This window comes from Methylobacillus methanolivorans (assembly GCF_054588515.1).
In genome coordinates this window covers 133129-158000 of sequence record NZ_BAAILT010000004.1, presented here as the reverse complement: position 1 = coordinate 158000, position 24872 = coordinate 133129, and the positions used below count along the sequence as shown (strand labels likewise).

The window sequence follows — 24872 nt, the reverse complement described above, 5'->3', positions numbered from 1 at the left end:
AGTGCAGACAGGTCGCAACGTAACACCACTCAATGCAACTTTCACGACATCTTGCCTCCCAACACAAGCCTATCCTCTCCTTTCAATGTCGATTAGGCTAAAATGACGTTCTACATGAATATTTATCTGACCAACTCTTTGCCTGGCTCAAGCCCGCTTATCCATTGACAGGACCCGCCATGGAAACAATCAACCTCATGCCACCCTGCGTGCTTACCTTCGCTGCCACCGACCCTAGCAGTGGCGCAGGCTTGCAAGCCGACCTTCTGGCGCTATCCAGCATTGGCTGCCATCCCGTATCTGTTGTCACCGCCATTACCGTACAAGATACGGTAGGCGTGGAAAATGTCGTCTCGCTGGATGCCGAGCTGATCAACGAGCAAGCCCGTACCATCCTTGAAGACATGCAGATTTCTGCCTTCAAGCTGGGCATGCTGGGCAGCGTGGAAAATATTGCCGTGATCGCCGAAATAGTCGCCGATTATCCCGATGTGCCTTTATTGATTGACCCAGTGCTCTCTTCCGGGCGAGGCGATGAATTGGCTAATGAAGCCATGCAGGAAGCGATGATAGACCTGCTGTTTCCACAGGCCACACTGATCACCCCGAACAGCCTCGAAGCCAGGCGGTTGGCATTTACCGGCGACTTTAGCGATGAAAGCGAACATGCCTCATTAGACGAAGTAGCCGAGCGCCTGCTGGCACTGGGGCCTGAATATGTACTGATTACCGGCACCCACGAGCGTGCGCCGCAAGTCATCAACAATCTTTACGGCTCGCAAAAACTGTTGCGCTCTTATCCTTGCGAGCGCTTGCCTGGTAGCTATCATGGTTCTGGCTGTACGCTGGCATCTGCCATCGCGGCCTGCCTGGCACACGGCCTGGGCATGGAGGAAGCTATCGCAGAAGCGCAGGAATACACCTGGCATTCGCTACGCCATGCCTTCCGTCCTGGCATGGGGCAATATATTCCCGACCGTCTGTTCTGGGCGCGTGAAGAGTCTGATGACGAAGAATAGCCCCATGGCCATCCGCGGGTTGTATGCCATTACCCCGGATGAAACAGATACTGCCCGCCTGCTGGAGATCTGCAAAATGGCGCTCGCAGGAGGGGCCACCATACTGCAATATCGCAACAAGCGCGTATCCGGCGAGCAAGCACTGGAGCAAGCCCAAGCCCTGCTGGCAATGTGCCGGGGTTACCGCGTGCCATTGATCATCAATGATGATGTTGAGCTTGCGACCAAGCTCGATGCCGATGGCGTTCACCTTGGTATAGACGATGGCGACATCACTGCCGCACGCAAAGAGCTGGGTGCAGGCAAGATCATCGGGGCGTCCTGCTACAACAACCTTGGGCTTGCCCAGCAGGCAGCCAGGCTGGGGGCGGATTATGTCGCCTTCGGCGCCTGCTTTCCCTCATCCACCAAGCCCCATGCACCACGTGCAGATATGACATTGTTCCAGCAGGCAAGAGAACTAGGCGTGCCTATCGTTGCCATCGGCGGAATCACGCTGGACAATGCCGCCAGCGTGATCAGCGCTGGTGCGGATGCGCTTGCAGTGATCGGTGCCTTGTGGAATGCAGCGGATATCAAGACGCAAGCCAATCAATTCAACCAACTTTTTAGCTAGAGCCAGGCCATGAGTAGAAACCAGCAATTATTCGAGCAATCCCAGACACTGATCCCCGGTGGCGTGAATTCACCAGTACGCGCTTTTGGCTCGGTGGGCGGCACCCCCGTATTCTTCAAGCGTGGCCTGGGCTCACGACTATGGGATGAAGATGGGAAGGAATATATTGATTACGTTGGCTCCTGGGGGCCGATGATCCTTGGCCATGCCCAGCCCGATGTAATTGCTGCGGTGCAAGCTACAGCAGCCAACAGCTTGTCTTTCGGCGCACCCACTGCGCTGGAGCTGGAAATGGCGCAACTCATTACACACCTAGTGCCGAGCATGGAGCAGCTGCGCCTGGTCAGCTCCGGCACAGAAGCCACGATGAGCGCCATTCGCCTGGCACGCGGCTTCACCAATCGCAGCAAGATCCTCAAGTTCGAGGGTTGCTACCATGGCCATGCCGACTCATTGCTAGTCAAGGCTGGTTCCGGAGCACTCACTTTTGGCCAACCCAGCTCTGCTGGCGTTCCTCCTGAACTCGCAGCGCATACTTTAACCCTGCCATACAATGATGTTGCAGCGCTGGAACAGTTATTCAGCAAGCTTGGCGACCAGATTGCCTGCGTCATCCTTGAGCCTGTCGCAGGCAACATGAACCTGGTGAATCCCAGCCGCGAGTTCCTTGATGCACTACGCACCTTATGCACACAATCCGGCAGCTTGCTGATTTTCGATGAGGTGATGACCGGTTTCCGCGTTGCCTTGGGTGGCGCACAGCAGCTGTTTGGCATCAAACCTGACCTCACCACGCTAGGCAAGGTGATTGGTGGTGGCCTGCCCGTTGGCGCATTCGGTGGCCGCGCCGATGTCATGGCATTCCTCGCGCCGTTAGGCCCGGTCTACCAGGCAGGGACATTATCTGGCAATCCTGTTGCCGTGGCTGCCGGCCTGGCGACATTGCAACAATTGCAACGCCCAGGTTTCCATGACGAACTAGCCGCCAAGACACGCCAGCTGACTGACGGCTTGGCGCAGGCAGCGCGCGATGCTGGCGTTACCTTCAGTGCACAAAACGTGGGCGGCATGTTTGGCCTCTACTTCAGTGAACAGTGCCCCAATAGCTTTGCCGAGGTAATGCAATGCGACAAGGCAGCATTCAACCGCTTCTTCCATGGCATGCTGGAGCACGGGGTTTACCTGGCCCCATCCGCGTTCGAGGCTGGTTTTGTGTCGATCGCGCACAGCGAAGCCGATATCAACCAGACCATAGAGGCCGCCCGCCAAGTGTTTGCCAGCTTGCGTTAATCAGGAACTATCCATGACCACATTGAAAAATGATGTTTTCCTCCGTGCACTGCAACGCCAGTCCACTCCTTACACACCGGTTTGGATGATGCGCCAGGCCGGGCGCTACCTGCCTGAATACCGCGCCACGCGCAAACAGGCGGGTAGTTTTCTTGACTTGTGCAAAAACCCGGACTTGGCGACTGAAGTGACCATGCAACCGCTGGATCGCTACCCGCTGGATGCTGCCATCCTGTTCTCCGACATCCTCACCATTCCTGATGCCATGGGGCTAGGTTTATATTTCGAGGAAGGCGAGGGGCCAAAATTCGAGCGGCCCCTGCGCGAAGAGGCTGATATCCGCAAGCTGGCGGTTCCCGATATTGGCACTGAGCTCAAGTATGTCACCGATGCCGTCAGCCAGATTCGCCGCACCCTGGATGGACGTGTTCCTCTCATCGGCTTTTCCGGTAGCCCTTGGACGCTGGCAACCTACATGGTAGAGGGCCGCGGCGGCACGGATTTCCTCACCATCAAGCAAATGGCCTATGCACGGCCAGAACTATTGCATCATATCCTCAGCATCACTGCACAGACGGTGACGCAATACCTCAATGCCCAGATTGCTGCTGGCGCACAAGCGGTCATGATCTTTGACTCATGGGGCGGGGCGCTTTCTCATCACGCTTATGAGGAGTTCTCGCTGCAATACATGAAGCAGATCGTCAGCGGCCTCACCAAGGAAAGCGATGGCCGCGCCGTGCCCAGCATTGTCTTCACCAAGGGCGGCGGTTTGTGGCTGGAAGCTCAAACAGAAACCGGTGCCGATGCGCTGGGACTGGATTGGACGGTGTCACTTGGCGAGGCACGCAAGCGCGTTGGCAACAAAGTAGCGCTACAAGGCAATATGGACCCAGCTATCCTGCTCTCCACGCCTGAAGCCGTAGAAAAAGAAGTCGCGCGCATCCTCGCCAATTACGGCATAGGCAATGGCCATGTGTTCAACCTTGGTCACGGTATCACGCAATTCACACCGCCCGAAAATGCCGAGGCAATGATCAAGGCCGTGCACGCCATCAGCCGCAATTATCATCTCTGATTCAGACTGGCCGCGATTGACAAAAAATGACAATCGCGGCCGCTATCTCCCGGCAGATGAGAGTAAGATGAACTATTAGCGCGTTTCGTTTGTCACGACTTCATAACAACAAGGAGATAAGCAAATGGGTTTGATTTCATTCATCAAAGACGCTGGCGAGAAACTGTTTGGCACTCACCCGACTGTTGAATCAAAAGCCGAGAATCCGGTTACCTCTGCTAATGCCACCGCTAGTCAAGCCATTCTCAACTACATCCACAAAATGGAATTGGATGCAGAAGGTCTGCAAGTGGATTTTGACGGTGCCACAGGTAAAGTCACCGTCGGCGGCACCGCTGCCACACAGGAAATCAAGGAAAAAATTCTGCTCTGCTGCGGCAACATCAATGGTGTCAGTGAGGTTGTGGACAACCTCAAGGTCACAGCCGCAGAAACTGCCCCAGTGTTTTACACAGTAGTACGTGGCGACACCTTGTCCAAGATCGCCAAGGAACATTATGGCAATGCTAATGCCTACATGAAGATTTTTGAGGCGAACAAGCCCATGCTCAACCATCCGGACAAGATCTATCCGGGCCAGACCTTACGTATCCCTCAATAACCTCAATCAGGAGACCCAGAATGACATTACGATCAACATCCATCCTTGCTATTTTCCTTGCTGGCCTAATGCTGGGAGGTTGTAGCAACAAGGAGGAAGAGAACGTTGAAGCGGCCGCTGCACAAGCCGTAGAACAAGCGCATGAGCATGCAGAACATGCGGTTGATAAAGCCGAAGAAGCCGCTGACGAAGCCAAGGATGCAGCTGAAGATGCCATCGAAAAGGCTCGTGAAGCCGCTGCGGAACATCAGGAAGAACATAAGTCCGAGTAATAAGCTCTCCATCCCCCGGGCCAACCCCGGGGATATGCTGTCACTCCCACAGATCAATCAAGCTGAATACCCGCAGGCTCTTCACCATCCTGCCGCTTGCTCGGTAACGCCGCCCGTCAGTAGTAACAGTAGAATCAAACACATCCCGCCAATAATACTGCACCGCCCTTATTCCGATCGCCAGCCTATGTTTACTAGCAAGTCAGCCTGCCGGTAGTACTCCTACACCGAGATCAGCCTGATACCGATACGGCGCTTCAATCCCCATGGTTATGCTGTGTTTCATGCAAGCTCAACCATTGGAAAGGATGCATCATGAAGCTCTCCCATCTATTCAGTACCATTTCCCTGCTGACTGTTAGCACATTGCTGGTCAGCACCCCCGCTCTCGCAGATAAAGAATTCGTCGGACGTATTGATGCGCGCCCAGCTGGCAACCTAGGGATATGGACGATCAGCGGTCAACAGGTGGAAGTCACCGAGAAAACAGATATTGAGCCAGAACAAGGCCCACTGGTCGTAGGTGCTTGTGTCGAGGTAGAGCATGACAAGGGTGTCGCTTCGGAAATCGAAACTATCAAGCCTGAAAAATGCGGCAAGAACTAAATACTGTGTTGCCGCAGCAGCTCACGTTCAAGGTTGGCAAAGTATTCAGCTTGGTCAGACTGTCCCAAGCTAAGGTAAAAAGCATGCAGGTTCTTGGCCGCCAGGAAGCTTCCCCTGCCGATTACTGTGCTGTTGAGGGTGGGGTTATCGCCGATTTCCAGGCATCTTTCCCAGCTTGAGGCAATCATGGGCAACAAGACTTCTGCTTGTGCTGGGTCAGCAATGGCCCAGTCAAGCAAGACATCGCCAAGCGCAAAAAAGAAATCGGGAGAATGCTGCCAATGCGGCATCTCTGCTTCTGCCAAATGAAGCGCCCGCTCGAAGTTGCCAGCTTTTTTCAGACTGAACAAACTGCGCACGACCAGATCGTGACGCCAGTTTGCATCAGCCTCAGTATGCAGCAAAGCCTTTTCGTAAAATGTTACCGCTTCAGCAAAGCGTGCATAAACTTCCAGCTCCTTGCCTAGTTGGTAATTGAAATAGGGATCTTCCGGATTTAGCGCCAGTTCAACCCGCAGCAAAGCTTCGTTGCGCCCTTGCTTGGTCGCCTTGTGCTGCTCTAAATAACCGTCGTGCCCGACAACCAGCTCCAGTTGCCTCCTCTGCATCCCTGGACACAGCAGCTGTTCGTGAATACGCCCTACATAGCGCACATGGCGCGGCAGGATGCGGGATATCCATACACTGGAAACCTGTAGCTCCCCGTCCACTTCGGCCTCATCGTCCCGACGCAATATACCGATCAGTTCCTCGTTGCAGTGCCGTAATGCGGCAAACGCCTCGCCACCGGAGATGATCCATTCGTCCGCATCCAGCACCAAGTTCCAATCAGCGGTAGACAACTCCAGGGCCGCATTCCTCGCGGCGGCAAAATCATGACACCAGATGAAGGAATGCACTTTGGCACCTAGCGACTCGGCAATGTTGACCGTGTCATCATCAGAACCCGTATCCAGCACGATCATCTCGTCCACCCAGGGCCGGACACTTTGCAGGCAGCGTGCTATTGAACGGGCCTCATTGCGGACTATCATCACCAGAGCAATGCGCTTGCTGGACATCAGCTAAAACTCCTGCGGGTCGACATCTACGGCCCAGCGTATCTTGTTGCTGAGCGGGTGCGCACGCAATTGCGGTGCCAATTGCCTGAGGACGATTTGAAGCGCCTGTCGCGTTGTCGCTTGGAACAGCAACTGCCCGCGCTCCATACCTTTCAGCCGCTCCATTTGCGGGCGTATTGGGTCATAGACCAAGGCATCAGTCGCCATTGCGCGGGTCGTATCCGCGGCAAACTGCAAAAATCGCTGCACAGGGCCGTATTCATTGGCCTCGGCCTTGATCAAAGCTAGGAATTCATAGGGCGGGAACTGGGCGATTTCGCGCTCCTGCAAGAGCCCAGCTGCATAGGTGGCATATTCCTGACTGCGCAGCGCATTGAATAACTGGTGCTCGGGGAAAGTCGTCTGGATCAACACTTCACCGGGCTTATCCGCACGGCCCGCGCGCCCTGCCACTTGCATGAGTTGGGCAAACAAGCGTTCGGCCGCACGAAAATCGGGGCTGAAAAGGGCACTGTCGGTATCCAGCACACCGACCAATGTGAGATTGGGAAAGTCATGGCCCTTGGCCAACATTTGCGTCCCCACCAGGATATCCACCTCACCGGCATGCACCGCTGAAAGCATCTCGCTTAAGGCATGCTTGCGGCGCGTGCTGTCGCGGTCCACCCGAAGAATACGCGCCTCTGGCAACAGCTTGGCCAGTGTTTCTTCCAGCCGTTGCGTACCATGCCCGGTAGGGTGCAGGTCAGCATTGCCACAGCTCGGGCACTGGCGCACGATCTTTTGTTCGTGCCCGCAGTGGTGGCACCGCAAAAAACCCTGACGCAAGTGCACGACCAGTCGGCTGCTACAGCGCATGCAAGGCGCAATCCAGTGACAGGCATTGCATAGCAGCACTGGCGCATAACCACGACGGTTGATAAACAGCAGGCTTTGCTCACCGCGCTGCAAGCGGGTTTTCAGGGCCTTGATGAGTGGAGGAGACAGCCCCTCCTGCATCTGCACCCGGCTGACATCGACACAATTCACCTGGGGCAATTGTGACTGGCTGACAGCGCGTTGCTGCATGCTGAGCAGGCCATAACGACCGCTCTGGGCGTTATGCCAGGTTTCTAACGCTGGAGTAGCAGAACCCAGCACGATAGGAATATTGCGACGTTGCGCGCGCACCAAGGCCACATCGCGCGCATGGTAGCGCATGCTGTCCTGCTGCTTGTAGGAAGTATCATGCTCTTCGTCCACGATCATGAACTTGAGGCGGGGCAAAGGCGTAAACACCGACAATCGCGTGCCGATGACAATGCGTGCGGCTCCAGTTTGCGCCAGCCGCCAGTTCTGCAAGCGCTCACTCTCGCCAAGATTGCTATGCAGCGTGACTAGCGGGTATTGCGGCAAACGGCTACGGAAACGTGCCTCCAGCTGCGGCGTAAGGTTGATTTCAGGCACCAGGACCAAGGCTTGATCCTGATTACCCTCCAGCACCGCCTGCAACAGGCGAATATAAACCTCGGTCTTGCCGCTGCCGGTAATGCCGTGCAGCAGCCATGGTTTAAACCTCTCCCGCTGCTGCAAAATGCTCTGCACCGCATGGGCTTGCTCGTCGTTCAACTCAGGCTGCACATTGGAGGCGTGCAATGTCGCGCTCAAGCCAGCGTAGATTTGCTCCTCGTCTATCCACCCCTGCTCACGCAGTGCCAGCAAGCCTTTGCGCCAGCTCGGACTCAACTCGGATAGCTCGGTCTCACTCAGGCGACCACTTTCACGTAAAGCAGTAAAAATACGTCGCTGCACCATTTGCCGGGCAGGAATGGCGTCGATCTCAGCAGATTGACCTGCCTCATTCAGCCAATAGCAGAACTGCTGCCGAGCTTGGGCAGGTTCGGTTTGCCGCAAACGGGCGGGCAAGGCAGAAAGCAGGGCCTGCCCGTAAGGATATTGGTAGTAATCTGCGCAGAATTTCAGCAGCGAGAAAAACTCGCCATCGAGCACAGGTTCATGGTTGAAATGCTGGAGAATGGATTTGAGTTTGGTCGGGGCGATATCGCTATTGTCGGCAATATCGACCACGATACCGACTTGCTTGCGCGGGCCAAACGGCACCACTACGCGTTGCCCGACCTGCACTGGCAAATCGCTTCTGTAGTCAAAAACGCCATCGAGCGGAACATCCAGTGCAACCTTGAGGATAGTGGCATGCTGAGCGCTTTCGGTCATGCGCCCCCCATCATCTGCCATCTATATGACGAAGTTCGACAATTGCATATCAGTGCAAGCTTGCAGTAGGTTAAAATAGTGCTTTTATTCACGTCTCGTCGCTCGCCTTGAAAGCACATCTTACCGAATTACTACAGGTCGCCGCAAACAGCCTCAATGCTGATGCAGGCCTTATCGCCATCCAGCTAGAACGTCCCAAGAATGCACAGCATGGGGATTTTTCCACCAACCTGGCCATGCTGCTGGCCAAACCCCTGCGCCAGAATCCACGCGCCATCGCTGAAGCGCTGATCCAGGCACTGCCTGCCTCCGAGTATATTGCCAAGGTGGAGATTGCCGGGGCTGGCTTTATCAATTTCACCTTGAGCCCAGCCGCCAAGCAGGCTGTGGTGCGCGACATCCAGCAGCAAGGTGCGCAATTCGGCCACAATCAAGTTGGTCAGGGCCGCAAGATACAAGTGGAATTCGTCTCTGCCAACCCTACAGGCCCATTACATGTGGGCCATGGCCGCGGTGCGGCAGTGGGAGACTGTCTTGCACGCTTATTGGCCGCCAATGGCTGGGCCGTCACGCGCGAGTTTTACTATAACGATGCCGGTGCACAGATCGATAACCTGACCGTTTCCGTGCAATCCCACTGCAAGGGCATTACACCCGATCACGCTGCCTGGCCGGAAGCAGGCTATCGCGGCCATTATATTGCCGATGTCGCTGCCGCCTATATGGCAAAAGAAACCGTGACCGCTGACGATCAGGCAGTGACCGGCGTAGGTGACGCTGACAATCCCGATGCAATCCGACAGTTTGCCGTGGCCTACCTGCGCCACGAGCAGGACCTAGACCTCAAGGCGTTCCAGATCAATTTTGATGTCTTCTCGCTAGAGTCTGCACTCTATAGCGATGGCAAGGTAGAAAGCACGGTAGCCAACCTGATCAAGAGCGGTCATACCTACGAACAGGACGATGCCCTCTGGCTGCGTACTACTGATTTTGGCGATGATAAGGACCGCGTCATGCGCAAGCGTGAAGGCGGCTACACTTATTTCGTGCCGGATGTCGCTTATCACCTGGACAAATGGCAGCGTGGCTTTGAGCGCGTTATCAACGAACAGGGCGCAGACCACCACAGCACTATCACCCGTGTGCGTGCTGGCTTGCAAGCGCTGAATGTCGGCATTCCACAAGGCTGGCCGGAATACGTATTGCACCAGATGGTCACGGTGATGCGCGGCGGTGAAGAAGTCAAAATCTCCAAGCGTGCAGGCAGCTACGTCACCTTGCGCGATCTGATCGAGGAAGTGGGCTGTGATGCCACACGTTATTTCCTCGCCGCACGCCGCGCCGACTCCCAATTAGTGTTCGACATCGATCTTGCCCGTGCACAAAGCAACGACAACCCGGTGTATTACATCCAGTATGCCCATGCCCGCATTTGCAGCGTGCTGAACGAGTGGGGCGGCAATATCGCCAGCTTGTCACAAGCAAAACTGGCTCCGCTGGATACCGAGCATGAAGCAACGCTCATGCAACGCCTGGGCGAATTCCCCGAGTTAGTCGCCAATGCCGCGCAAGAGCTGGCTCCACATATGGTCGCTACCTATCTCAAGGACTTGGCGGGCGACTTGCACAGCTATTACAACGCTCACAAGTTCCTGGTTGAGGATGCTGACCTCACCACCGCCCGTATGGCCCTTATCAGCGCCACACGCCAGGTGTTGCGCAATGGCCTGGCGCTGCTGGGCGTGAGTGCGCCAGAGAAGATGTAAATTTGTACGATAGAATATGATGGTTGACGGGGAACCATCGCCACCCAAGTCACTAGGCAGGCCTCCAAGCAAGGCCTGCCAGGACATGAATGAATGAGGAAGAGAAAATATCGTGAGTCGAGATTACAAGCCTGCGCAGCGCAAATCGAGCTCCAGCAGCAGTAGCAAGGGCAGCCCATTTTTTACCGGATTGCTGGTGGGCCTGCTATTAGGCGTCGGCATTTCTGTAGGCGTTGCTATCGTTGTCATGAAGAGCGATAGCCCATTTGCCGACAAGGCTGGCAAAACCAAGCTGGAACCTGATGAAATTGCACTGCCCAAGGCAGAAACCAAGCCAACAGAGGCCAACAAGGCTCAAGCCGGCAGCGAAAAACCACGTTTCGACTTTTATACCATCCTACCCGGTAGCGAAAGCCAGGTAACGGAGCAGGAAATCAAGCAGAAGGAAGCCGACCCGGCCCCGGCACAAACCCAGGAAAGTTACTTCCTCCAGGTAGGCGCATTCCAGACTGAACAGGAAGCCGACAACATGAAGGCCAAGCTGGCCTTGCTGGGCCTGGAAGCCATCGTGCAGACCGCCAGCATCCCCGACAAGGGCGTATGGCACCGTGTACGCGTTGGCCCGTTTGCCGACCTGAACCAAATCAACAATGCTAAGTCTGATCTGGCGCAGAATGGTTTCAAGGCAGATTTGATCAAGGTGAACTCACCTGGGCAATAAGCCAGTGTCATCCCAACCAGACTTCTCTACGTTAACTCTATCAATTCGATTGTAAGGACAAGATATGAAAAAGCTGCTCGCTGCCTTGATGTTGCTGGTCTCTGCAACTGTCATGGCAGAACCGCAACTGGGTAATGACTTCAACCAGACCGCAAAAACCATCAAGACTGATAACCCGGCCAAGATCGAAGTGCTGGAAATCTTCTGGTATGGCTGCCCGCATTGCTACCATTTGGAGTCAAGCCTGGCTACCTGGGTCAAGAAACTACCGCAAGATGTCTACTTCAAGCGAGTACCCGGCGTCCCACGTCCCGACTGGGCACCTGCTGGCAAGGCATTCTATGCCCTTGAAGCGCTCAATCTCACCGACAAGCTGCACACTCAACTGTTCGATGCCATCCACAAGGCTCGTAACGTCAACCCAGCTTCCGAAGCTCAATTGATTGACTGGATCACCAAGCAAGGCGGCCAGGATCGTACAAAAGTGGAAGAAGCTTTCAAATCCTTCTCTACCAACAACAATATTGTGCGCGCCATGAATGTGTTCCGCGACTCCGGCGCCACGGGCGTGCCAGCATTGGTGATTGATGGTCGTTACATTACCTCCAGCTCGATGGCGGGCGGCAATCAGAACGTGCTGCAAGTTGCTGACTATCTAATCGAGAACGTGCGCAAGGAAAAGAGCGGCGGCGCCAAGTAATACCAGCCACTCGCCCATGACACGCGAATCCACACCCGCTGCCAGCCAGCGGGTTTTTATTACCGGCGCTTCTAGTGGCATTGGCTTGGCGTTGGCACGACACTATCTCAAGCAAGGTGCTATCGTCGGTGTCACTGCACGCCGCCTGGCACTGCTTGAAGACCTAGCGCACGAATTTCCTAGCGGGCAATGTCACATTTACCAGGCTGATGTACGCGATGCCCAGGCCATGCAGGCTACTGCGCACACCTTCATCGCCACGGCTGGCGTGCCCGATATCGTCATTGCCAACGCAGGCGTAAGTTGCGGCACCCTCACTGCTGAAGTGGAAGATATTGACGCCTTTCATACCGTGTTCGAGATCAACGTCTTTGGCATGGTGCATACCTTCCAGCCCTTTATTGCCGCCATGCAGGCAGCAAGCAAACATGGGCAACTCGTCGGTATTGCCAGTGTCGCGGGCATACGTGGCTTGCCTGGTGCCGGGGCCTACAGCGCATCGAAATCTGCTGCCATCACCTATCTCGAAAGCCTGCGTACCGAGATGCAACACTTCGGCATTGCCGTCACCACCATCGCTCCCGGCTATATCCGCACCCCGATGACCGACGTCAATAGTTACCGCATGCCCTTCCTCATGGAAGTGGACATCGCCGCGGCAAAATTCGCTGCGGCAATCGCCAAGCGCCAACGCTTTGTCATCATCCCTTGGCAAATGGGCTGGGTAGCGCGCATCCTGCGCTTTATCCCGCGCTGGCTATGGGATAGGCTCACACGCAATGCGCCGCATAAACCCAGGATAGATTTGTAACCTTCAGCCAATCAATCAGGGGTTGGATACAGCGAATCTAGAAACTACCACGCAGGGTCAACATCAGATTACGCGGGTCGCAAAAATGCGCCTGGCGCGTCCAGCCACCCACATGGGAACAATATTCTTGCCCAGAACTTAGACTGAATGCGCTCGCAACGCGATGTTCAATTGATCAATCATTTCTGCCCAATCTGCATCCTGCAATAAGCCCTCGCGCAGAAAAGTCGCCTGGGCAGGTGTCCAGAATGGCGCATCTGGCAGGGCAATATCGTCTGCGAGCGGAGCATGGGTGGTAAGGAAATGGCTGATGCCTTGATCGTCGGATGGCAGGCCAAGCTGGTCAAACAACTCAGAGAAGCGATGAAAAGTCTGGCTCATGTAATACTCCGGTCTATGGCGATGCGAGGGTGATATTGCGCTGCTCCATTGGAACACAGCCTACCCTGAGGGTTCAACCCAGCCGGATATCAAATGCCCTTGATGTCTTTCCAATCAATTTCGATCACTTGCCCAGGGCCTGCATCAATGAGAATGTAAAACTCGCCAGCAGGCTTAGGGAAACGGATGCGGGAATGGTCGTCCAGCTTGCCAGAAAAAATCTGGCTTTCATCATAACGGATCACGTCCACCACGGCGTTCAATAACGGGTGGCCATCCGACTCTCCGCCTTCGCAAGTAATCTCTTTGGCTTCAACCCAGCATTTGCCAAGCGGAATATGCACGCCATGCGCCCAGGCTGAAGCACTGGTCAATAAAACCAGCATACTGGCTGAACGGATGATGTTCGCTGCAATCGTCGGCATGTTATTGCTTCTCCTGGATGAAGCGCGCAGTCGCTGGCGACAAGCGCTCGATGTCGAAAGCCTGGTGATACACCTCGCCTGACTTGCTTTCCACCGTCAGCCAAATCTGGTCTTCCAACCGGGCAGCAGGAGGAATGTAAATAGCCACTTCGCGCGTCCACCTTGCCCCGTGGAATGCCAGACCTGCAGCCCGCAGCGAACGAGGCTTGCGGAACTTGAGGTAGGCAGCGCGAATTTCACTATCGCAGGCCTCACAAAAACGCAGGTGGAACTCCTTCACCGGGGTATCCCAGGCAAATTTCTCCGGTACATCCTGGCTTTCCTCAGCAATGACAAATGCCCAAGGGCCAATCTGGCCGTGGATAGCATCGTCACGCAGCACAGCTTGCTCCGACATTTTCCAGGCATTGAAGCCCAGCCATGCAGGCACCGCGACCAAGGCCAGCACCAATAATGCACGTACTGGCACTGGCAATACCGTATCGCGCAATTGCGGCAACGATTTTTCCTTACGCGCAGCCTGTTTTGGCTGTAATGGCCACCAGGGCATCAGGAAAGCCAGCAACACGCCGATAGCACTCAACCAGCCCACTATCACGACAGGGCCGATGTTCCAGTGCCAACCTGCCACGGCAAATGCCGAGGCAATTGCCAACAGTCCCCAACCCAACCAATAGCAGCGCTGTCGCTGGCCTGCGCTCAACTCGCGACCAATCAATTCCTTGCCGTGCTTTTCCATGCTGACAGCCAAGGCAAAAAAACCACCCCAGGCAAACAGCAACACTGCCATGTGATATGCCGTCATGCTGCACCTCCCGGCATCAACAGCCAGCAAGCCAACGAAAGCACCGCCAATGGCACCAGCAAGCCTACCCATGCCCGCATGGCACTACGTGCCTGAAACACCCAGATGACGATGCCTGCATACAGGGCAAAACTCAACATGGTAGAAGCCAGCACTGCCTCTGCCTTGGATACAGGCAATAGCAAGGCCAACAATATGGATACGGCCGAGGTCAAGGCATAGCCCACTACGACAGCAGCAAGAATGCGAGAGGCCACCATCAACCGATAACGTGCGATCTCACTCATGCCTGCACCTCCTCTTTCTTTAGCCAACGCTTCTTGAGCTTATAGGCGATGTAGGCAAATGCCGCGGCAAAGCCCAGCATGGTCAGGTCGAAGCCTGCCAGTACCCAGTCACCATGGGGAATGGTCACCCCCAAGTGCCGTTCCGTCGTCAGGAAATTCAGCACAGGAATCAGGCCAAATGCCGCCACGGCGATATAGAGGCTCTCCAGCCATGAACGCTTGAGCGGGCGTAAAGCAGCGTAAATGAACATCCAGCCCCAAGCGGCAAACAGGCAGTGCATTTCCCAATCTGCACGATCTGCCATTTCGATTGGTAACAAGCGATTAGCCCAGAAATACGCTGCAACGGCGACTGGCAAGCCTACGATGGTGCCCACATTCAGTGTCTCCACCAACCGATGGCCAAAACCTGGCGTGCCGCCATGCTTGCCCAGATAATTATTACGACGCTTCACTGTCCACAACACCAGCCCGGTGCCTATCATCGCGCAGCCTAACAAGCCGGAGAGGAAATATAGCCAGCGCAGCCACCAGCCAGCAAAATGGCCCTCATGCAAGGCCAGCATCACATTGCGTGTCAGCATGGTGGCATTGGTCTGGTTGTCGAATACTACCGGCTCGCCAGTGATCGCATTGAAGCGCACCTTGGGCGGGAAACCGCGATTCAGCGTGGCGGAATAATCACCCACAATCTCTACATAAGGACCTTCCGCCACGGGGTGGCGCATGACAACAGTAGCCACCGCCACGTCTCCCCAGGCCTGTTGGGTTTGCTGCACCAGCTTTTCCACCGAGACTTGTGGACGTTTCACAGGCGCAAATACCTTATCTACCGGGTCGCGTTTGTATAACTCATCGTAGAGCTTGCGCAGTTGCTTCTCAGAGGAGCCGTAGAAGACATCTTTTACTGTCGGCATGTACTGAAAGGTAAAAAACACCAGGCCGCTATACGTGATCATGAGGAAAAATGGCAGCGCCATCACACTCACCAAATTGTGCGCATCCAGCCAACTGCGTTGACCCTTGCCGGGACGGAAAGTAAAGAAATCCTTGAAAATCTTCTTGTGCGTGATCACCCCGCTGATGATCGCCAACAACATAAACATAGTGCAAACGCCAACAATACGATAAGCCACATCGTCATTGAGGTAATGCAAGGCATAGTGCATTTCATACAGTTCCCAGCCACCACCGGTAGGGCGCCCCTCAATAGGCTGATCTGCCACCCCAGTGACCGGATCGAAATTCTCGTTGCCACGTCCGCCGCGCTCCAGCCCTGGTCGCGGCATATCCTCCCATGCAATCCCGGCCTCGCGGTCTATTCGCTCAGCCAAACCGCGATGCGGCAGGGTAATGCTCCACATGCGAGCATCTGGCGCCACCTTCTCCAGGCGATCAAAGGCAAATCCCAGCACCTGCGCCGTCGGGACCTCCACCAATGGCTTGGACAAAGGCAGCTCAGGCTGCATCCAGCGTGAAATCTCGGCATTCACATAACCAGCGGTCCCGGTCACGAATACGAAAAACAACACCCACCCAACCAACAAGCCAACCCAGGTGTGTAGCCAGGCCATGCTCTGGCGAAAACCTTCTTTCACGGCAAATCCTTGCTTAATTAATCCAAAGGCGAGCAGGGCATCATGCTCCATTCGCCAAAGAGGCAGAAAATGTGAGATTGTATATCATTCACATTTGTTTGATGACGCAAGGGCATGCTAAACAGTATGCCCTCTATTAGTCATGACACTTGAGAATGAAAAAAGGACACCCTCAACTGTAAAAATTTAGATACTTTTCGCAATTACCCGATGATAGCTTTCGATGTAAAAAGGACGATGGGCGTGTTATCGCGTCATCGTCCTTTATGTTTGCCTGACACTAAGGCATGCCAGGTCAGAACTGGTATTTCAGGTTGGCCATGATCCTGCGCGGCTCTGCAAAGGTAGTGTAGTTCAGGCTATCCACGGTGGCATAGTAACGACGATCAAACAGATTATTCACAATCAGATTAAGCTCTGTCTTTTTGTTGACCTGATACTTTGCCGTCAAACCGACAATCGCTAATCCGCCACGTTTAATGTCATAGTTGGTTGCATCCTGGTTGTAAATGCGACCATAGGCACGAACATTCCCTCCAATGCTCCACTCAGTGCTAGGAATACGATAGTAGCTTGCCAAGCTCAAGCTATGCATAGGCAAGGTCGTCATGTAACGGTCACCTTTTTTCTCGCCTGCAGTGTATTCGCTATGCATATAGGTATAACCAGCTGCCACATTCCAGCCCACACTGACTTCGCCGTTAAGGTTAAGCTCCAGCCCTTGGCTCACTATCTTGTCTGACGCTGTATAACATTGACCTTGGCAAATATTGCCCAAATTAAAAGGCACTGAAGTATCTGGCCTACCGACATTCGTTTGCTCAAGCCGGAAAAATGCTGCCGCTACATTCAATTGCTTGTTCAGCAACTCACCCTTGATACCCACTTCGTAATTGGTCCCAATCACTGGCTCCAATCGGCTGCCATTGGCATTGCGAAACTCCTGCGGCTTGAAAATATCGGCATAGCTGGCATACACCGAATATTCACTATCAAGATCATAGACCAAGCCAGCATATGGTGTGACTACACCAGTTTCGGTTTGACTACTTGTTCCCAAGCGATCGGTCAGGCGATACCAACTAACTCGTGACCCTAAAATCATCTTTAGTGAATCACTCAGATTGAAGCGGCCCACTGCAAACATCCCGTGCTGTCGAATCACATCATCACTGCCATAAGTACCACCCGGCACTGGTGTCACAATAGAGTTAGGATCAAAATCATAGCCGTTGGGAATAGTAGCTGCCAATCTGTAGTCTGTCCCCTTGGTTTCGGAACTTAACTTAGAGCCGTTGATGCCCAATGTCAGTTCGTGGGTTCTCCCGAATAAGGTTACTGGCCCAGAAGCATGCACATCCAGCGCATCTGACTTCAGATCCCTTGTCAGCTTGACGTTCTGAAAAAGCCTTAGTCCAGCGCCAGTGACTGGATTGAGGCTACCAGCCAACCAGCTGTCCTTGGACTGATAGACATCAGTCAACCCACGCATATAAGTAGCTTTCAGCAACCAATCATCAAACAGCTTTTGCTCAATACCCATCGTGTACAGCCTGTAATCCTTATTGTTATGGCTATCAGGATTACCGAAGAAAGAAGAACGCTTCAGTCCAGAATCACTGCCATCTGCAGCATATGGCACACCCAAATGATTACGCCCCAGGTCTTTTTGGTATTGCACACTGGCACTGACCAAAGTAGTAGGCGTCACCTCTGCCTCAAGAATGCCGTATATACCCTGCTTGTTGTTAAAGGCATAATCAATGAAAGAATTAGCATCATCCACCAATGCTACAAAGCGCCCCCGCACCTTGCCTGACTCCGTGAGGGGCCCTGATACGTCACCCACAAAACGACGTTGATCCCATGAACCAAGTGTACTTCCGCCCTCGCTTGAAACTCTTGCGTAGGACGCTTACGCACCAAGTTAATCGTACCGCCAGGAGAGCCCGCACCATTGAGCAAACCCGACGCACCTTGCAATACTTCTACACGATCAAGAAAAGCATTATCGACTAGTGGATTTCGATTGGAATCGCTAATACCTGTTGGATTGAGCATTCCATCGTACTGTGATTGCATGCTGAATCCACGGCTATAATAGTCGTTACCATTCGCTCCTCGCTCATACACAAACACCCCGCTGGCTGTCTTCAATGCATCATCCACGGACATCATGCCGAAATCATCCATCTGCTTGCGGCCAATAACCGTCACGGTCTGCGGTGTTTCGCGCGGAGAAAGAGCCAGCTTGGTGGCAGTACTTGTATATTTCGCACGATAAGATGCAGTACCTTCAGTCGTACCATCACGATCTGCCTGCACAGCCACTTTTATCTCTGGCAGGGTATCAGCGCTCGACTTCTGCAATTGGCTGCTAATAATAGGTTTCAAGGTAAATCGCCCTGGCTGCACTTCCAAGGCCTGCAGGCCACTACCTTGCAGTAACGCGTCAAAGCCTTGTTTAACGCTGTAATTACCTTTCAAGCCATGAGTGGCAAGATGCTTAGCTTGCTCTGCCTCGAACGAAAGTACCACGCCTGCCTCCCCAGCAAAGCGGCTCAATGCGCCATCCAAGGCACCCGGAGGAATATCATAGGTACGGATAGACTCGCTTTCCGCTGCAATGGCAGGTGACATACCGAGGTAAAAAGGTAATGAAGTGATGCTGAATGCTGTTGCCAACATGGTGCTCAACACCTTGTGTTGCCAGTGCTTGTTACTCCTGGCTTTGGTTTGTCTGTTCATACTGTCTCCCAATAACAAATTGAATGTTGTCATGGGATGGGTCGAACGAAATCAGCAAAGGGACAATGCAAATGGAAACTTTTACGTTTTACCTGGCATAGATTTATGTAACGGAACCTAACGTCACCCAGTACCGTGTTAAATAATTGATCCGCACTTGCGGCAGGGCTGTCTGAATCGCCTCCAGAGCAATATTGGTATCATCCACCGGGAAAGCGCCTGAAATCCTTTGCTCGGCGAGCTGCGGGTCACAGCGCAAGACGCCACGGTGATAACGGCCCAGTTCGGCCACGAGGTCTGCCAGGCGCCAATCAGTGACCACAAGCATCCCGCGTCGCCAGCTTGCCTCATCGCCAGCCAGCGCACGCACTGGCTCAGAGACATCCTCTCCAATCATGACCTGTTGCCCAGCAGGCACGATGTAGGCTGGACCAGCATGCACAGCATGCACCTCAACGGCATGCTGCATCACGCCCAGCCAGGTCGCATGTGCATGCTGCCTGACGGCAAATTGTGTTCCCAGCGCCCGTAACCTGGCCTGTGCGGTTTTGACGATAAATGGTTGTTGCAGCGTTGCGGATGCATGTCCAGTTTCAATGTAAATCTCGCCCTTGATGAGCTGCACCATGCGCACATGCTGATCAAAAACCATATTCACGGCACTACCGGTATTGAGGGTAAGGCGAGTGCCATCCGCCAGCAGCCACTCACGACGCTCACCGGTCGCCGTACTGTAATCAGCCAACATGGCCTGCCATGGCTGTGCGCGCCAGCCCTGCCAAACCAATGGCGTAGTGAAAGCCACAACGCCAAGGCCCTTGAGCAGTGCTCGACGGCTAGCCCGCATTTCTTCAGCGCCGGAATCCAACACATTGCGTGTCAGGCGACCAGGGGCCACTGACATTTGCTGCTGCAGATGCTCCACACGCGACCAGGCCCACTGATGTTCCCAGCCTTGTTCCAGCCAGCGCTGCCAGGCCTGTTTTTCTTCCGCGCCAGCCTCGCCGGAACATAACTGGCTATACCAAGCCGCCGCCTCGCGGATAACGCGCCGCGCGGTCTGCGGATCGGGGACCGTGGTATTGCTCATGACAGGGAAAACAACAGGCAGTGCTCGATCGCACGCGCCATGTATTTCTTGATCGAACTGACAGAGAGGTTCATGCGCTCGGCAATTTCCTGGTAGGTGAGGCCGTCCAGCTGCGACATGAGGAAAGCCTGCCTCGGCTTTTCGCCCAGCGCATCAAGCATGGCATCGATCTCGCACAGGGTCTCGATGACGATGGTGCGCTCCTCCACGGAAATCTGCACCGGCTCGGGCATGCCTGCAATCGCTTCCAGGTAGGCCCGCTCCAGCGCGCTGCGGCGGAAGTAGTCCACCATGACCCGCCGCGCCACCGTGGCAAGATAGACGCGCGGCTCCAGTATCTGGCTCGCATTACGCGCGGCAATCACCCGCATGAATGTGTCCTGCGCCAAGTCCGCCGCGCTATCGCTGCAATGCAGCTGCCGCCTCAGCCATGACCGCAGCCAGCGATGGTGGCCGGTATAAAGCGACTCCACGTCTTGCTGTAACACAGCGTCATGGATATTCGGGTGTAGAGTGGGAGTGGACATGCGCTGGACCGGCACGAAATTCGCAAATAAGAACTATTATATTCTGCGTTACGGCAATCTCGAGAATAATTTTATTGGTACGCACATGAACCGCTTACCATATTGCCGTATCAATAAAAAAGCCCCTTCCGAGAGGGGCCTCTTCAATATGCGACAGGATTAAAAACTGCCGCGCAAGGTCAGCATCACGCTACGTGGCTCGCCGAAGTAGTTTTGACGGCCTCCGCCACTGACTCGCGAATAATACTTCTTGTCGAACAAGTTATTGCCGTTCAACGCGATATCCCACTTGTCATTAATCTTGTAGGCTACCTGTGCCGATACCAGGCTGTAGCCGCCCTGCCTCCAGTCACCGGTTGCCGCAGGAGCATAGATGCCGCTGTTCAACGTAATACCACCGCCCACTGTCCATTTTTCCAATCCAAATCCTGCCAGGTTGTAGCGATTCCAGAATTTCAGCAACTGCCTGGGCGTATCTGGCGAAAACACCTCTCCCTTGTTGCCTGGCGCCGCCTTGATGTACTCCGTATCAGTAAACGCATAACCCGCGATCAGGTTCCAACGGCTGGTCAACTGTCCGCTGATTTCAGCTTCAAGGCCCTGACTGCGAATTTTGCCGGCGGCAATGTTGAACAATGGGTTCAACGGATCCGTCATCGCGCGATTCTCATCATCGATACGGAAGATGGCGGCATGCAGGTTGACCCTGCCATCGAACAACTCGCCCTTGATACCGGCTTCGTATTGCTTGCCGACACGTGGTTTTAGCACTTCACCGGAGACATCAATTGCAGTTTGCGCCTGGAAAATATCCGTATAGCTCGCATAGGCCGAATATTGCGCATTGAGGTCATAAATCAGCGCAGCATAGGGTGTTACCTTGTGATCAATCTTATTTTCCTGGTCGCTGCTCTTGCTATAGGTTTTCCAGTTGCTCACGCGCGCGCCGACAATCAACTTGGCATTGTCGGTCAATTGGGCGCGGCCTTGCGCGTAGATACCGGCTTGCTCTAGCTTGGAACCAGAATCGCTGCCATAGGCCCAATCAGGCTCTGGGGAATCGTAAACCGGGTTGAAGATGTTTTGGGCCATCGCACCTGCCGATGCGTAAAATGCACTTTGCCTGTAATAACGATAATTTGCACCGACCAGCACATGATGCTCGCGTCCCAATGCCTCGAATGGCTTGGCAATATACGCATCCAGCCCATAATCCTTGTCCTTGGTCTTGAAACCCCACATACGGTTGGTCAGCGCTCCTGTCGCTGGATTAATCAGGCTGTTGCCAAAAGCGCTGATCTTGAGGTTGGTTTCACGGTGCATCGCGCTCAATCTGAGCTTGGCCTCGCCCCCGTTTTCAAGTTTGTGCTCCAGTTCGGCAAAATAGTTTTTGCTCGCATCTTCCTTGTGGTCCCAGCGTGATCCGATATAGGTCGAACGGCTCACGTTGGATGCCAACTGACCATTGGCATATAGCGAGAGACCTGCATCTGGCCGCGCCTGGCTCTCTTGCAGGGTAGCACCCAAAGACAGCGTGGTGCTAGGTGCAAGATCGAACTCCAAGGTTCCGTAGAGTATAGGCTTACGGAAAAACACATGGTCGATGAAAGATTTCTTGTCCTGATACGCCGCTACCAGACGACCACGTACGCTGCCATCCTCATTCAGTGCCCCCGTGACATCTACCTCTGCCCGGTAGTTGTCCCATGAACCAGCGAACAAATTGGTTTTGACGACCGTGTCGCGTTGCGCCCGTTTACGCACGAGATTGATCGTCATGCCCGGCTCGCCGGAACCCTGCAATAAGCCAGCGGGCCCTCGCAGCACTTCGATACGGTCATAAGTCGCCATGTCAAATGCGCTCGAAGTCCACATGCCCATGCCCGCCCTGGTCGGCACGCCATCAATCTGGATGGAGTCCACGGCAAAACCGCGCGCGGAGAAGCCGGAAGTATCGCTGCCGTAATTGATGACGGTCACGCCGGTCACTTGTTGCATGGCATCCGTCAGGTTGATCAGGTTCTGATCGTCCATCTGCTGACGCGTGACGATAGAGATGGATTGAGGCAGATCCTTCAACCGCTGTGCGCCTTTGCCAATGGTCACAATATTAGAGGTATAAGAACCGCTGTTTTCCGTCACCGCAGACTTTTCCGCACTTGCCCTGACCGCCACCTCGGGCAGCACATCCGCTTTCTCCGAGACATTGGCGACCGGCACGGCTTTCAGCGTAAATCCGCCATCGGCTGCAGGGAACACCTGCAATCCGGTACCGCGCAGTAAAGCGTCAAATCCTTGCTTGGCGGTATAGCTACCTTGGAGGCCGCTGCTGGTCTTGCCGGCGGTCAGCGCAGGGTCGAACGAAAGCACGACGCCGGCAGCCTGGGCGAAATTGTTCAGTACGCTGGTCAGTGAACCAGCTGGAATATCGTAGGTATGGCGGGTTTCCGCCTGGCTGCCGGTATCGGCCTGCACCGATTGCGGCAGGTAAACAAGCGTAGCGGATGAAAATGCCAGCAGCACGCGCACGGCAACGGCCAGCGGCTTCTGCTTGAGATGGAATGACTGCATGAAAATAAGACTCCCTGAATGTTGTATTCACTATCGATGACGCACCAGACAGGGAGAGGGACAGTGAACCGCGGATATTTTTACTTGGCGGGCTTAATGACGGTCAGCCAGGGCGTGTATTGCGTCATGACAACGGGGGTCGTATCCGCGAGCACCTTGAGGGTATGGGTTGTGTCGTCGAGCGCGAATACGCCGGACACATGGACGTTGCCAACCGCTTCGTCGTTGAAGTAGAGATGCCCGCGATGGTAGCGCTGCAATTCCTTCAGCAACAGCGGCAGCGGCATGTCGTCCGCCACCAGCTTGAAGCGCGTCCAGGCAGTTTCTGCCTGGACGTCGGCCTGGGCCTTGGTGAGCTCCAGGCCGCGTTGCAGGCGTGCCGACTCGCCAGGCTGCAGGGTCACGCACTCTGACTGCAGGCCGCAGGCCTCGACGCTGGACTCAATCACCGTGACCTGCGTCACTTTCTTCTGCCGCCTGACAGCATATTGCGTACCCAGCGCCCGCGCAGTGCCTTCGGCGGTTTCGACGATGAACGGCCGCTGCTTATCCTTGGCTACTTCCACGAGGATCTTGCCTTGCAGCAGTTCTATCCGGCGCTGCCCTTGACTGAAATCCACGTTCACCGCGCTGTGGGTATCGAGCGTCACCCGGCTGCTGTCCGCCAATTGAATCACGCGCTGCTCGCCAATGCCGGTATGGTAATCCGCCCGCATGACCCTGGCGGGCTGCGTCTGCGATGCCAACCCGGCCGCCCCGGTGACCACCAGCAGCGACAGTATTCTGGTAGCCGTTTTCATGCGCTTGCCACGACGCGGCTTGAGCACGGCATTCAACGCTGCCTTGCCTGGCGCATCCCGCGCCTCGTCGAAGCTGGACCATAGCTTTTCCATGCGCGCATACGCCTCCGCATGTGTCGCATCCACCTGGCGCCATTGCTCGAATGCCGCGCGCTCAGCCTCGGTGGCTTCGCCGGAATGCACCTGTGCATGCCACTTGGCGGCTTGCTCAATGATGCCGGGAGCAATATGGGAGGCAGGGCTTTGCATGCGGTCACGCATCCGCGCCATAGGCGATATTGTGGCAATGCACCATGGCGAGGGCGATGTATTGCTTGACCATGCTGCTGGACACCCCGAGCACGATGCCGATTTCAGGGTAGGTAAGATTCTCGAGGCGGCTCAGCATGAAAGCCTGGCGCGGCTTTTCAGGCATGCTTTCCAGCATGCCGGCAATCAGGGTCAGGGTCTCTATGACTTCGAGATGCTGCTCAGGCGCAACGGAATGGGTTCCCTCGCATGCCAGCGACCATGCCTCGATGTAGGCTTGCTCCACTTTCTGCCGCCTGGCCTGGTCTATCAGCAGGCGCGTAGCAGTGGTGGTGAGGTAGGCGCGAGGCGTTTTCAGGTCCGCGAGATCGACGCGGGACACCGACAATAGGCGGCAGAACGTCTCCTGCGCCAAGTCTGCCGCCTGGTGATGGCACCCCAGCTTGTGCCGCAACCAATTTTGCAGCCAGCCTTGGTGATCGAGGTACAAAGTACGCAGAATCTCGGTGTGGGAAGGGGTGTTTGCCGAAGACATGGCAGCAGGGAACCACAGTCAATGAATAGAAATGGTTCTCATTTTATTATTTTATGCCTGAGTTAAGCAATAAAAACCGCTTCCCGGCTGCGGCCTGGAAA

25 protein-coding genes are annotated in these 24872 nt (G+C 54.8%); 11 read left to right on the top strand and 14 right to left on the bottom strand.

Annotated features, from left to right (window positions below):
- The first annotated feature begins 179 nt into the window (after positions 1-179).
- The 7 genes from thiD to LG202_RS10620 all read left to right on the top strand — a co-directional run bounded on the left by thiD (position 180) and on the right by LG202_RS10620 (position 5482).
- Entirely contained in the window at positions 180-1019 is an 840-nt protein-coding gene (gene thiD, locus LG202_RS10650) for a bifunctional hydroxymethylpyrimidine kinase/phosphomethylpyrimidine kinase (protein ID WP_268867648.1), read from the top strand.
- Positions 1006-1635 carry a thiamine phosphate synthase gene (gene thiE / locus LG202_RS10645; protein WP_230348428.1) on the top strand — a complete coding sequence of 210 codons (630 nt, stop codon included), beginning with the start codon at positions 1006-1008 and terminating at the stop codon, positions 1633-1635. Before thiD ends, thiE begins: the two co-directional genes overlap by 14 nt.
- Before the next feature lie 9 nt (positions 1636-1644).
- Positions 1645-2925 (top strand): glutamate-1-semialdehyde 2,1-aminomutase, encoded by a 1281-nt coding sequence (hemL, locus tag LG202_RS10640; RefSeq protein WP_230348427.1) that lies wholly within the window; start codon positions 1645-1647, stop codon positions 2923-2925.
- 13 nt (positions 2926-2938) lie between these two features.
- Complete coding sequence (gene hemE, locus LG202_RS10635; RefSeq protein ID WP_230348426.1) at positions 2939-4003, top strand: uroporphyrinogen decarboxylase; 1065 nt, start codon at positions 2939-2941, stop codon at positions 4001-4003.
- Positions 4004-4127: 124 nt separating this feature from the next.
- The gene (gene lysM / locus LG202_RS10630; RefSeq protein WP_230348425.1) at positions 4128-4604 is read left to right on the top strand and encodes a peptidoglycan-binding protein LysM; all 477 of its coding nucleotides are present in this window, start codon (positions 4128-4130) and stop codon (positions 4602-4604) included.
- A gap of 20 nt (positions 4605-4624) precedes the next feature.
- Positions 4625-4876 (top strand): hypothetical protein, encoded by a 252-nt coding sequence (locus LG202_RS10625; protein WP_230348424.1) that lies wholly within the window; start codon positions 4625-4627, stop codon positions 4874-4876.
- A gap of 315 nt (positions 4877-5191) precedes the next feature.
- Positions 5192-5482 (top strand): DUF5666 domain-containing protein, encoded by a 291-nt coding sequence (locus LG202_RS10620; RefSeq protein WP_230348423.1) that lies wholly within the window; start codon positions 5192-5194, stop codon positions 5480-5482.
- Here LG202_RS10620 and LG202_RS10615 read toward each other — a convergent pair.
- On the bottom strand, positions 5479-6543 hold the full coding sequence (locus LG202_RS10615) for a glycosyltransferase (protein WP_230348422.1): 1065 nt from the start codon (positions 6541-6543) through the stop codon (positions 5479-5481). The genes LG202_RS10620 and LG202_RS10615 overlap by 4 nt on opposite strands.
- 3 nt (positions 6544-6546) lie before the next feature.
- Positions 6547-8757, bottom strand: a complete 2211-nt coding sequence (locus LG202_RS10610) for a primosomal protein N' (protein WP_230348421.1) — start codon at positions 8755-8757, stop codon at positions 6547-6549.
- Positions 8758-8864: 107 nt separating this feature from the next.
- Here LG202_RS10610 and argS point away from each other — a divergent pair, with 107 nt between their 5' ends.
- The 4 genes from argS to LG202_RS10590 all read left to right on the top strand — a co-directional run bounded on the left by argS (position 8865) and on the right by LG202_RS10590 (position 12755).
- Positions 8865-10523 carry an arginine--tRNA ligase gene (argS, locus tag LG202_RS10605; protein WP_230348420.1) on the top strand — a complete coding sequence of 553 codons (1659 nt, stop codon included), beginning with the start codon at positions 8865-8867 and terminating at the stop codon, positions 10521-10523.
- 112 nt (positions 10524-10635) lie between these two features.
- Entirely contained in the window at positions 10636-11244 is a 609-nt protein-coding gene (locus tag LG202_RS10600) for an SPOR domain-containing protein (protein ID WP_230348419.1), read from the top strand.
- A gap of 64 nt (positions 11245-11308) precedes the next feature.
- Positions 11309-11944 (top strand): thiol:disulfide interchange protein DsbA/DsbL, encoded by a 636-nt coding sequence (locus tag LG202_RS10595; protein ID WP_230348418.1) that lies wholly within the window; start codon positions 11309-11311, stop codon positions 11942-11944.
- Between the two features lie 16 nt (positions 11945-11960).
- Positions 11961-12755 carry an SDR family oxidoreductase gene (locus tag LG202_RS10590; protein WP_230348417.1) on the top strand — a complete coding sequence of 265 codons (795 nt, stop codon included), beginning with the start codon at positions 11961-11963 and terminating at the stop codon, positions 12753-12755.
- A gap of 138 nt (positions 12756-12893) precedes the next feature.
- On the opposite strand, the gene LG202_RS10585 is transcribed toward LG202_RS10590, so the two are convergent.
- The 12 genes from LG202_RS10585 to LG202_RS10530 form a co-directional block, all read right to left on the bottom strand.
- Positions 12894-13136, bottom strand: coding sequence for a DUF2789 domain-containing protein (locus tag LG202_RS10585; RefSeq protein ID WP_230348416.1), 243 nt, complete (start codon positions 13134-13136; stop codon positions 12894-12896).
- A gap of 89 nt (positions 13137-13225) precedes the next feature.
- Positions 13226-13561 carry a hypothetical protein gene (locus tag LG202_RS10580; protein WP_230348415.1) on the bottom strand — a complete coding sequence of 112 codons (336 nt, stop codon included), beginning with the start codon at positions 13559-13561 and terminating at the stop codon, positions 13226-13228.
- Between the two features lies 1 nt (position 13562).
- A complete protein-coding gene (locus LG202_RS10575; protein ID WP_230348414.1) occupies positions 13563-14366 on the bottom strand; it encodes a DUF3325 domain-containing protein in 804 nt (267 codons plus the stop codon).
- Entirely contained in the window at positions 14363-14653 is a 291-nt protein-coding gene (locus LG202_RS10570; RefSeq protein ID WP_230348413.1) for a DUF3649 domain-containing protein, read from the bottom strand. The genes LG202_RS10575 and LG202_RS10570 overlap by 4 nt, the downstream gene beginning before the upstream one ends.
- A complete protein-coding gene (locus LG202_RS10565; RefSeq protein WP_230348412.1) occupies positions 14650-16251 on the bottom strand; it encodes a PepSY-associated TM helix domain-containing protein in 1602 nt (533 codons plus the stop codon). Before LG202_RS10565 ends, LG202_RS10570 begins: the two co-directional genes overlap by 4 nt.
- Positions 16252-16546: 295 nt before the next feature.
- Entirely contained in the window at positions 16547-18100 is a 1554-nt protein-coding gene (locus LG202_RS10560) for a TonB-dependent receptor domain-containing protein (protein WP_230348411.1), read from the bottom strand.
- Positions 18043-18999 (bottom strand): TonB-dependent siderophore receptor, encoded by a 957-nt coding sequence (locus LG202_RS10555; protein WP_230348410.1) that lies wholly within the window; start codon positions 18997-18999, stop codon positions 18043-18045. Before LG202_RS10555 ends, LG202_RS10560 begins: the two co-directional genes overlap by 58 nt.
- Before the next feature lie 103 nt (positions 19000-19102).
- Entirely contained in the window at positions 19103-20089 is a 987-nt protein-coding gene (locus LG202_RS10550; RefSeq protein ID WP_230348409.1) for a FecR domain-containing protein, read from the bottom strand.
- A complete protein-coding gene (locus LG202_RS10545; protein ID WP_230348408.1) occupies positions 20086-20616 on the bottom strand; it encodes a sigma-70 family RNA polymerase sigma factor in 531 nt (176 codons plus the stop codon). Before LG202_RS10545 ends, LG202_RS10550 begins: the two co-directional genes overlap by 4 nt.
- A 159-nt stretch (positions 20617-20775) precedes the next feature.
- Positions 20776-23187 (bottom strand): TonB-dependent siderophore receptor, encoded by a 2412-nt coding sequence (locus LG202_RS10540; RefSeq protein ID WP_230348407.1) that lies wholly within the window; start codon positions 23185-23187, stop codon positions 20776-20778.
- An 80-nt stretch (positions 23188-23267) separates the two neighbouring features.
- Entirely contained in the window at positions 23268-24236 is a 969-nt protein-coding gene (locus tag LG202_RS10535) for a FecR family protein (RefSeq protein ID WP_230348406.1), read from the bottom strand.
- A gap of 4 nt (positions 24237-24240) precedes the next feature.
- The gene (locus LG202_RS10530) at positions 24241-24771 is read right to left on the bottom strand and encodes a sigma-70 family RNA polymerase sigma factor (RefSeq protein WP_230348405.1); all 531 of its coding nucleotides are present in this window, start codon (positions 24769-24771) and stop codon (positions 24241-24243) included.
- Positions 24772-24872 lie beyond the last annotated feature (101 nt).

Excerpts from the sequence above, each read along its gene's own strand:
- thiD (WP_268867648.1), top strand. The coding sequence starts at position 180 with ATGGAAACAATCAACCTCATGCCACCCTGCGTGCTTACCTTCGCTGCC.
- thiE (WP_230348428.1), top strand. The coding sequence starts at position 1,006 with ATGACGAAGAATAGCCCCATGGCCATCCGCGGGTTGTATGCCATTACC.
- hemL (WP_230348427.1), top strand. The coding sequence starts at position 1,645 with ATGAGTAGAAACCAGCAATTATTCGAGCAATCCCAGACACTGATCCCC.
- hemE (WP_230348426.1), top strand. The coding sequence starts at position 2,939 with ATGACCACATTGAAAAATGATGTTTTCCTCCGTGCACTGCAACGCCAG.
- lysM (WP_230348425.1), top strand. The coding sequence starts at position 4,128 with ATGGGTTTGATTTCATTCATCAAAGACGCTGGCGAGAAACTGTTTGGC.
- LG202_RS10625 (WP_230348424.1), top strand. The coding sequence starts at position 4,625 with ATGACATTACGATCAACATCCATCCTTGCTATTTTCCTTGCTGGCCTA.
- LG202_RS10620 (WP_230348423.1), top strand. The coding sequence starts at position 5,192 with ATGAAGCTCTCCCATCTATTCAGTACCATTTCCCTGCTGACTGTTAGC.
- LG202_RS10615 (WP_230348422.1), bottom strand. The coding sequence starts at position 6,543 with ATGTCCAGCAAGCGCATTGCTCTGGTGATGATAGTCCGCAATGAGGCC.
- LG202_RS10610 (WP_230348421.1), bottom strand. The coding sequence starts at position 8,757 with ATGACCGAAAGCGCTCAGCATGCCACTATCCTCAAGGTTGCACTGGAT.
- LG202_RS10595 (WP_230348418.1), top strand. The coding sequence starts at position 11,309 with ATGAAAAAGCTGCTCGCTGCCTTGATGTTGCTGGTCTCTGCAACTGTC.
- LG202_RS10590 (WP_230348417.1), top strand. The coding sequence starts at position 11,961 with ATGACACGCGAATCCACACCCGCTGCCAGCCAGCGGGTTTTTATTACC.
- LG202_RS10585 (WP_230348416.1), bottom strand. The coding sequence starts at position 13,136 with ATGAGCCAGACTTTTCATCGCTTCTCTGAGTTGTTTGACCAGCTTGGC.
- LG202_RS10580 (WP_230348415.1), bottom strand. The coding sequence starts at position 13,561 with ATGCCGACGATTGCAGCGAACATCATCCGTTCAGCCAGTATGCTGGTT.
- LG202_RS10575 (WP_230348414.1), bottom strand. The coding sequence starts at position 14,366 with ATGACGGCATATCACATGGCAGTGTTGCTGTTTGCCTGGGGTGGTTTT.
- LG202_RS10570 (WP_230348413.1), bottom strand. The coding sequence starts at position 14,653 with ATGAGTGAGATCGCACGTTATCGGTTGATGGTGGCCTCTCGCATTCTT.
- LG202_RS10555 (WP_230348410.1), bottom strand. The coding sequence starts at position 18,999 with ATGAACAGACAAACCAAAGCCAGGAGTAACAAGCACTGGCAACACAAG.
- LG202_RS10550 (WP_230348409.1), bottom strand. The coding sequence starts at position 20,089 with ATGAGCAATACCACGGTCCCCGATCCGCAGACCGCGCGGCGCGTTATC.
- LG202_RS10545 (WP_230348408.1), bottom strand. The coding sequence starts at position 20,616 with ATGTCCACTCCCACTCTACACCCGAATATCCATGACGCTGTGTTACAG.
- LG202_RS10540 (WP_230348407.1), bottom strand. The coding sequence starts at position 23,187 with ATGCAGTCATTCCATCTCAAGCAGAAGCCGCTGGCCGTTGCCGTGCGC.
- LG202_RS10535 (WP_230348406.1), bottom strand. The coding sequence starts at position 24,236 with ATGCAAAGCCCTGCCTCCCATATTGCTCCCGGCATCATTGAGCAAGCC.
- LG202_RS10530 (WP_230348405.1), bottom strand. The coding sequence starts at position 24,771 with ATGTCTTCGGCAAACACCCCTTCCCACACCGAGATTCTGCGTACTTTG.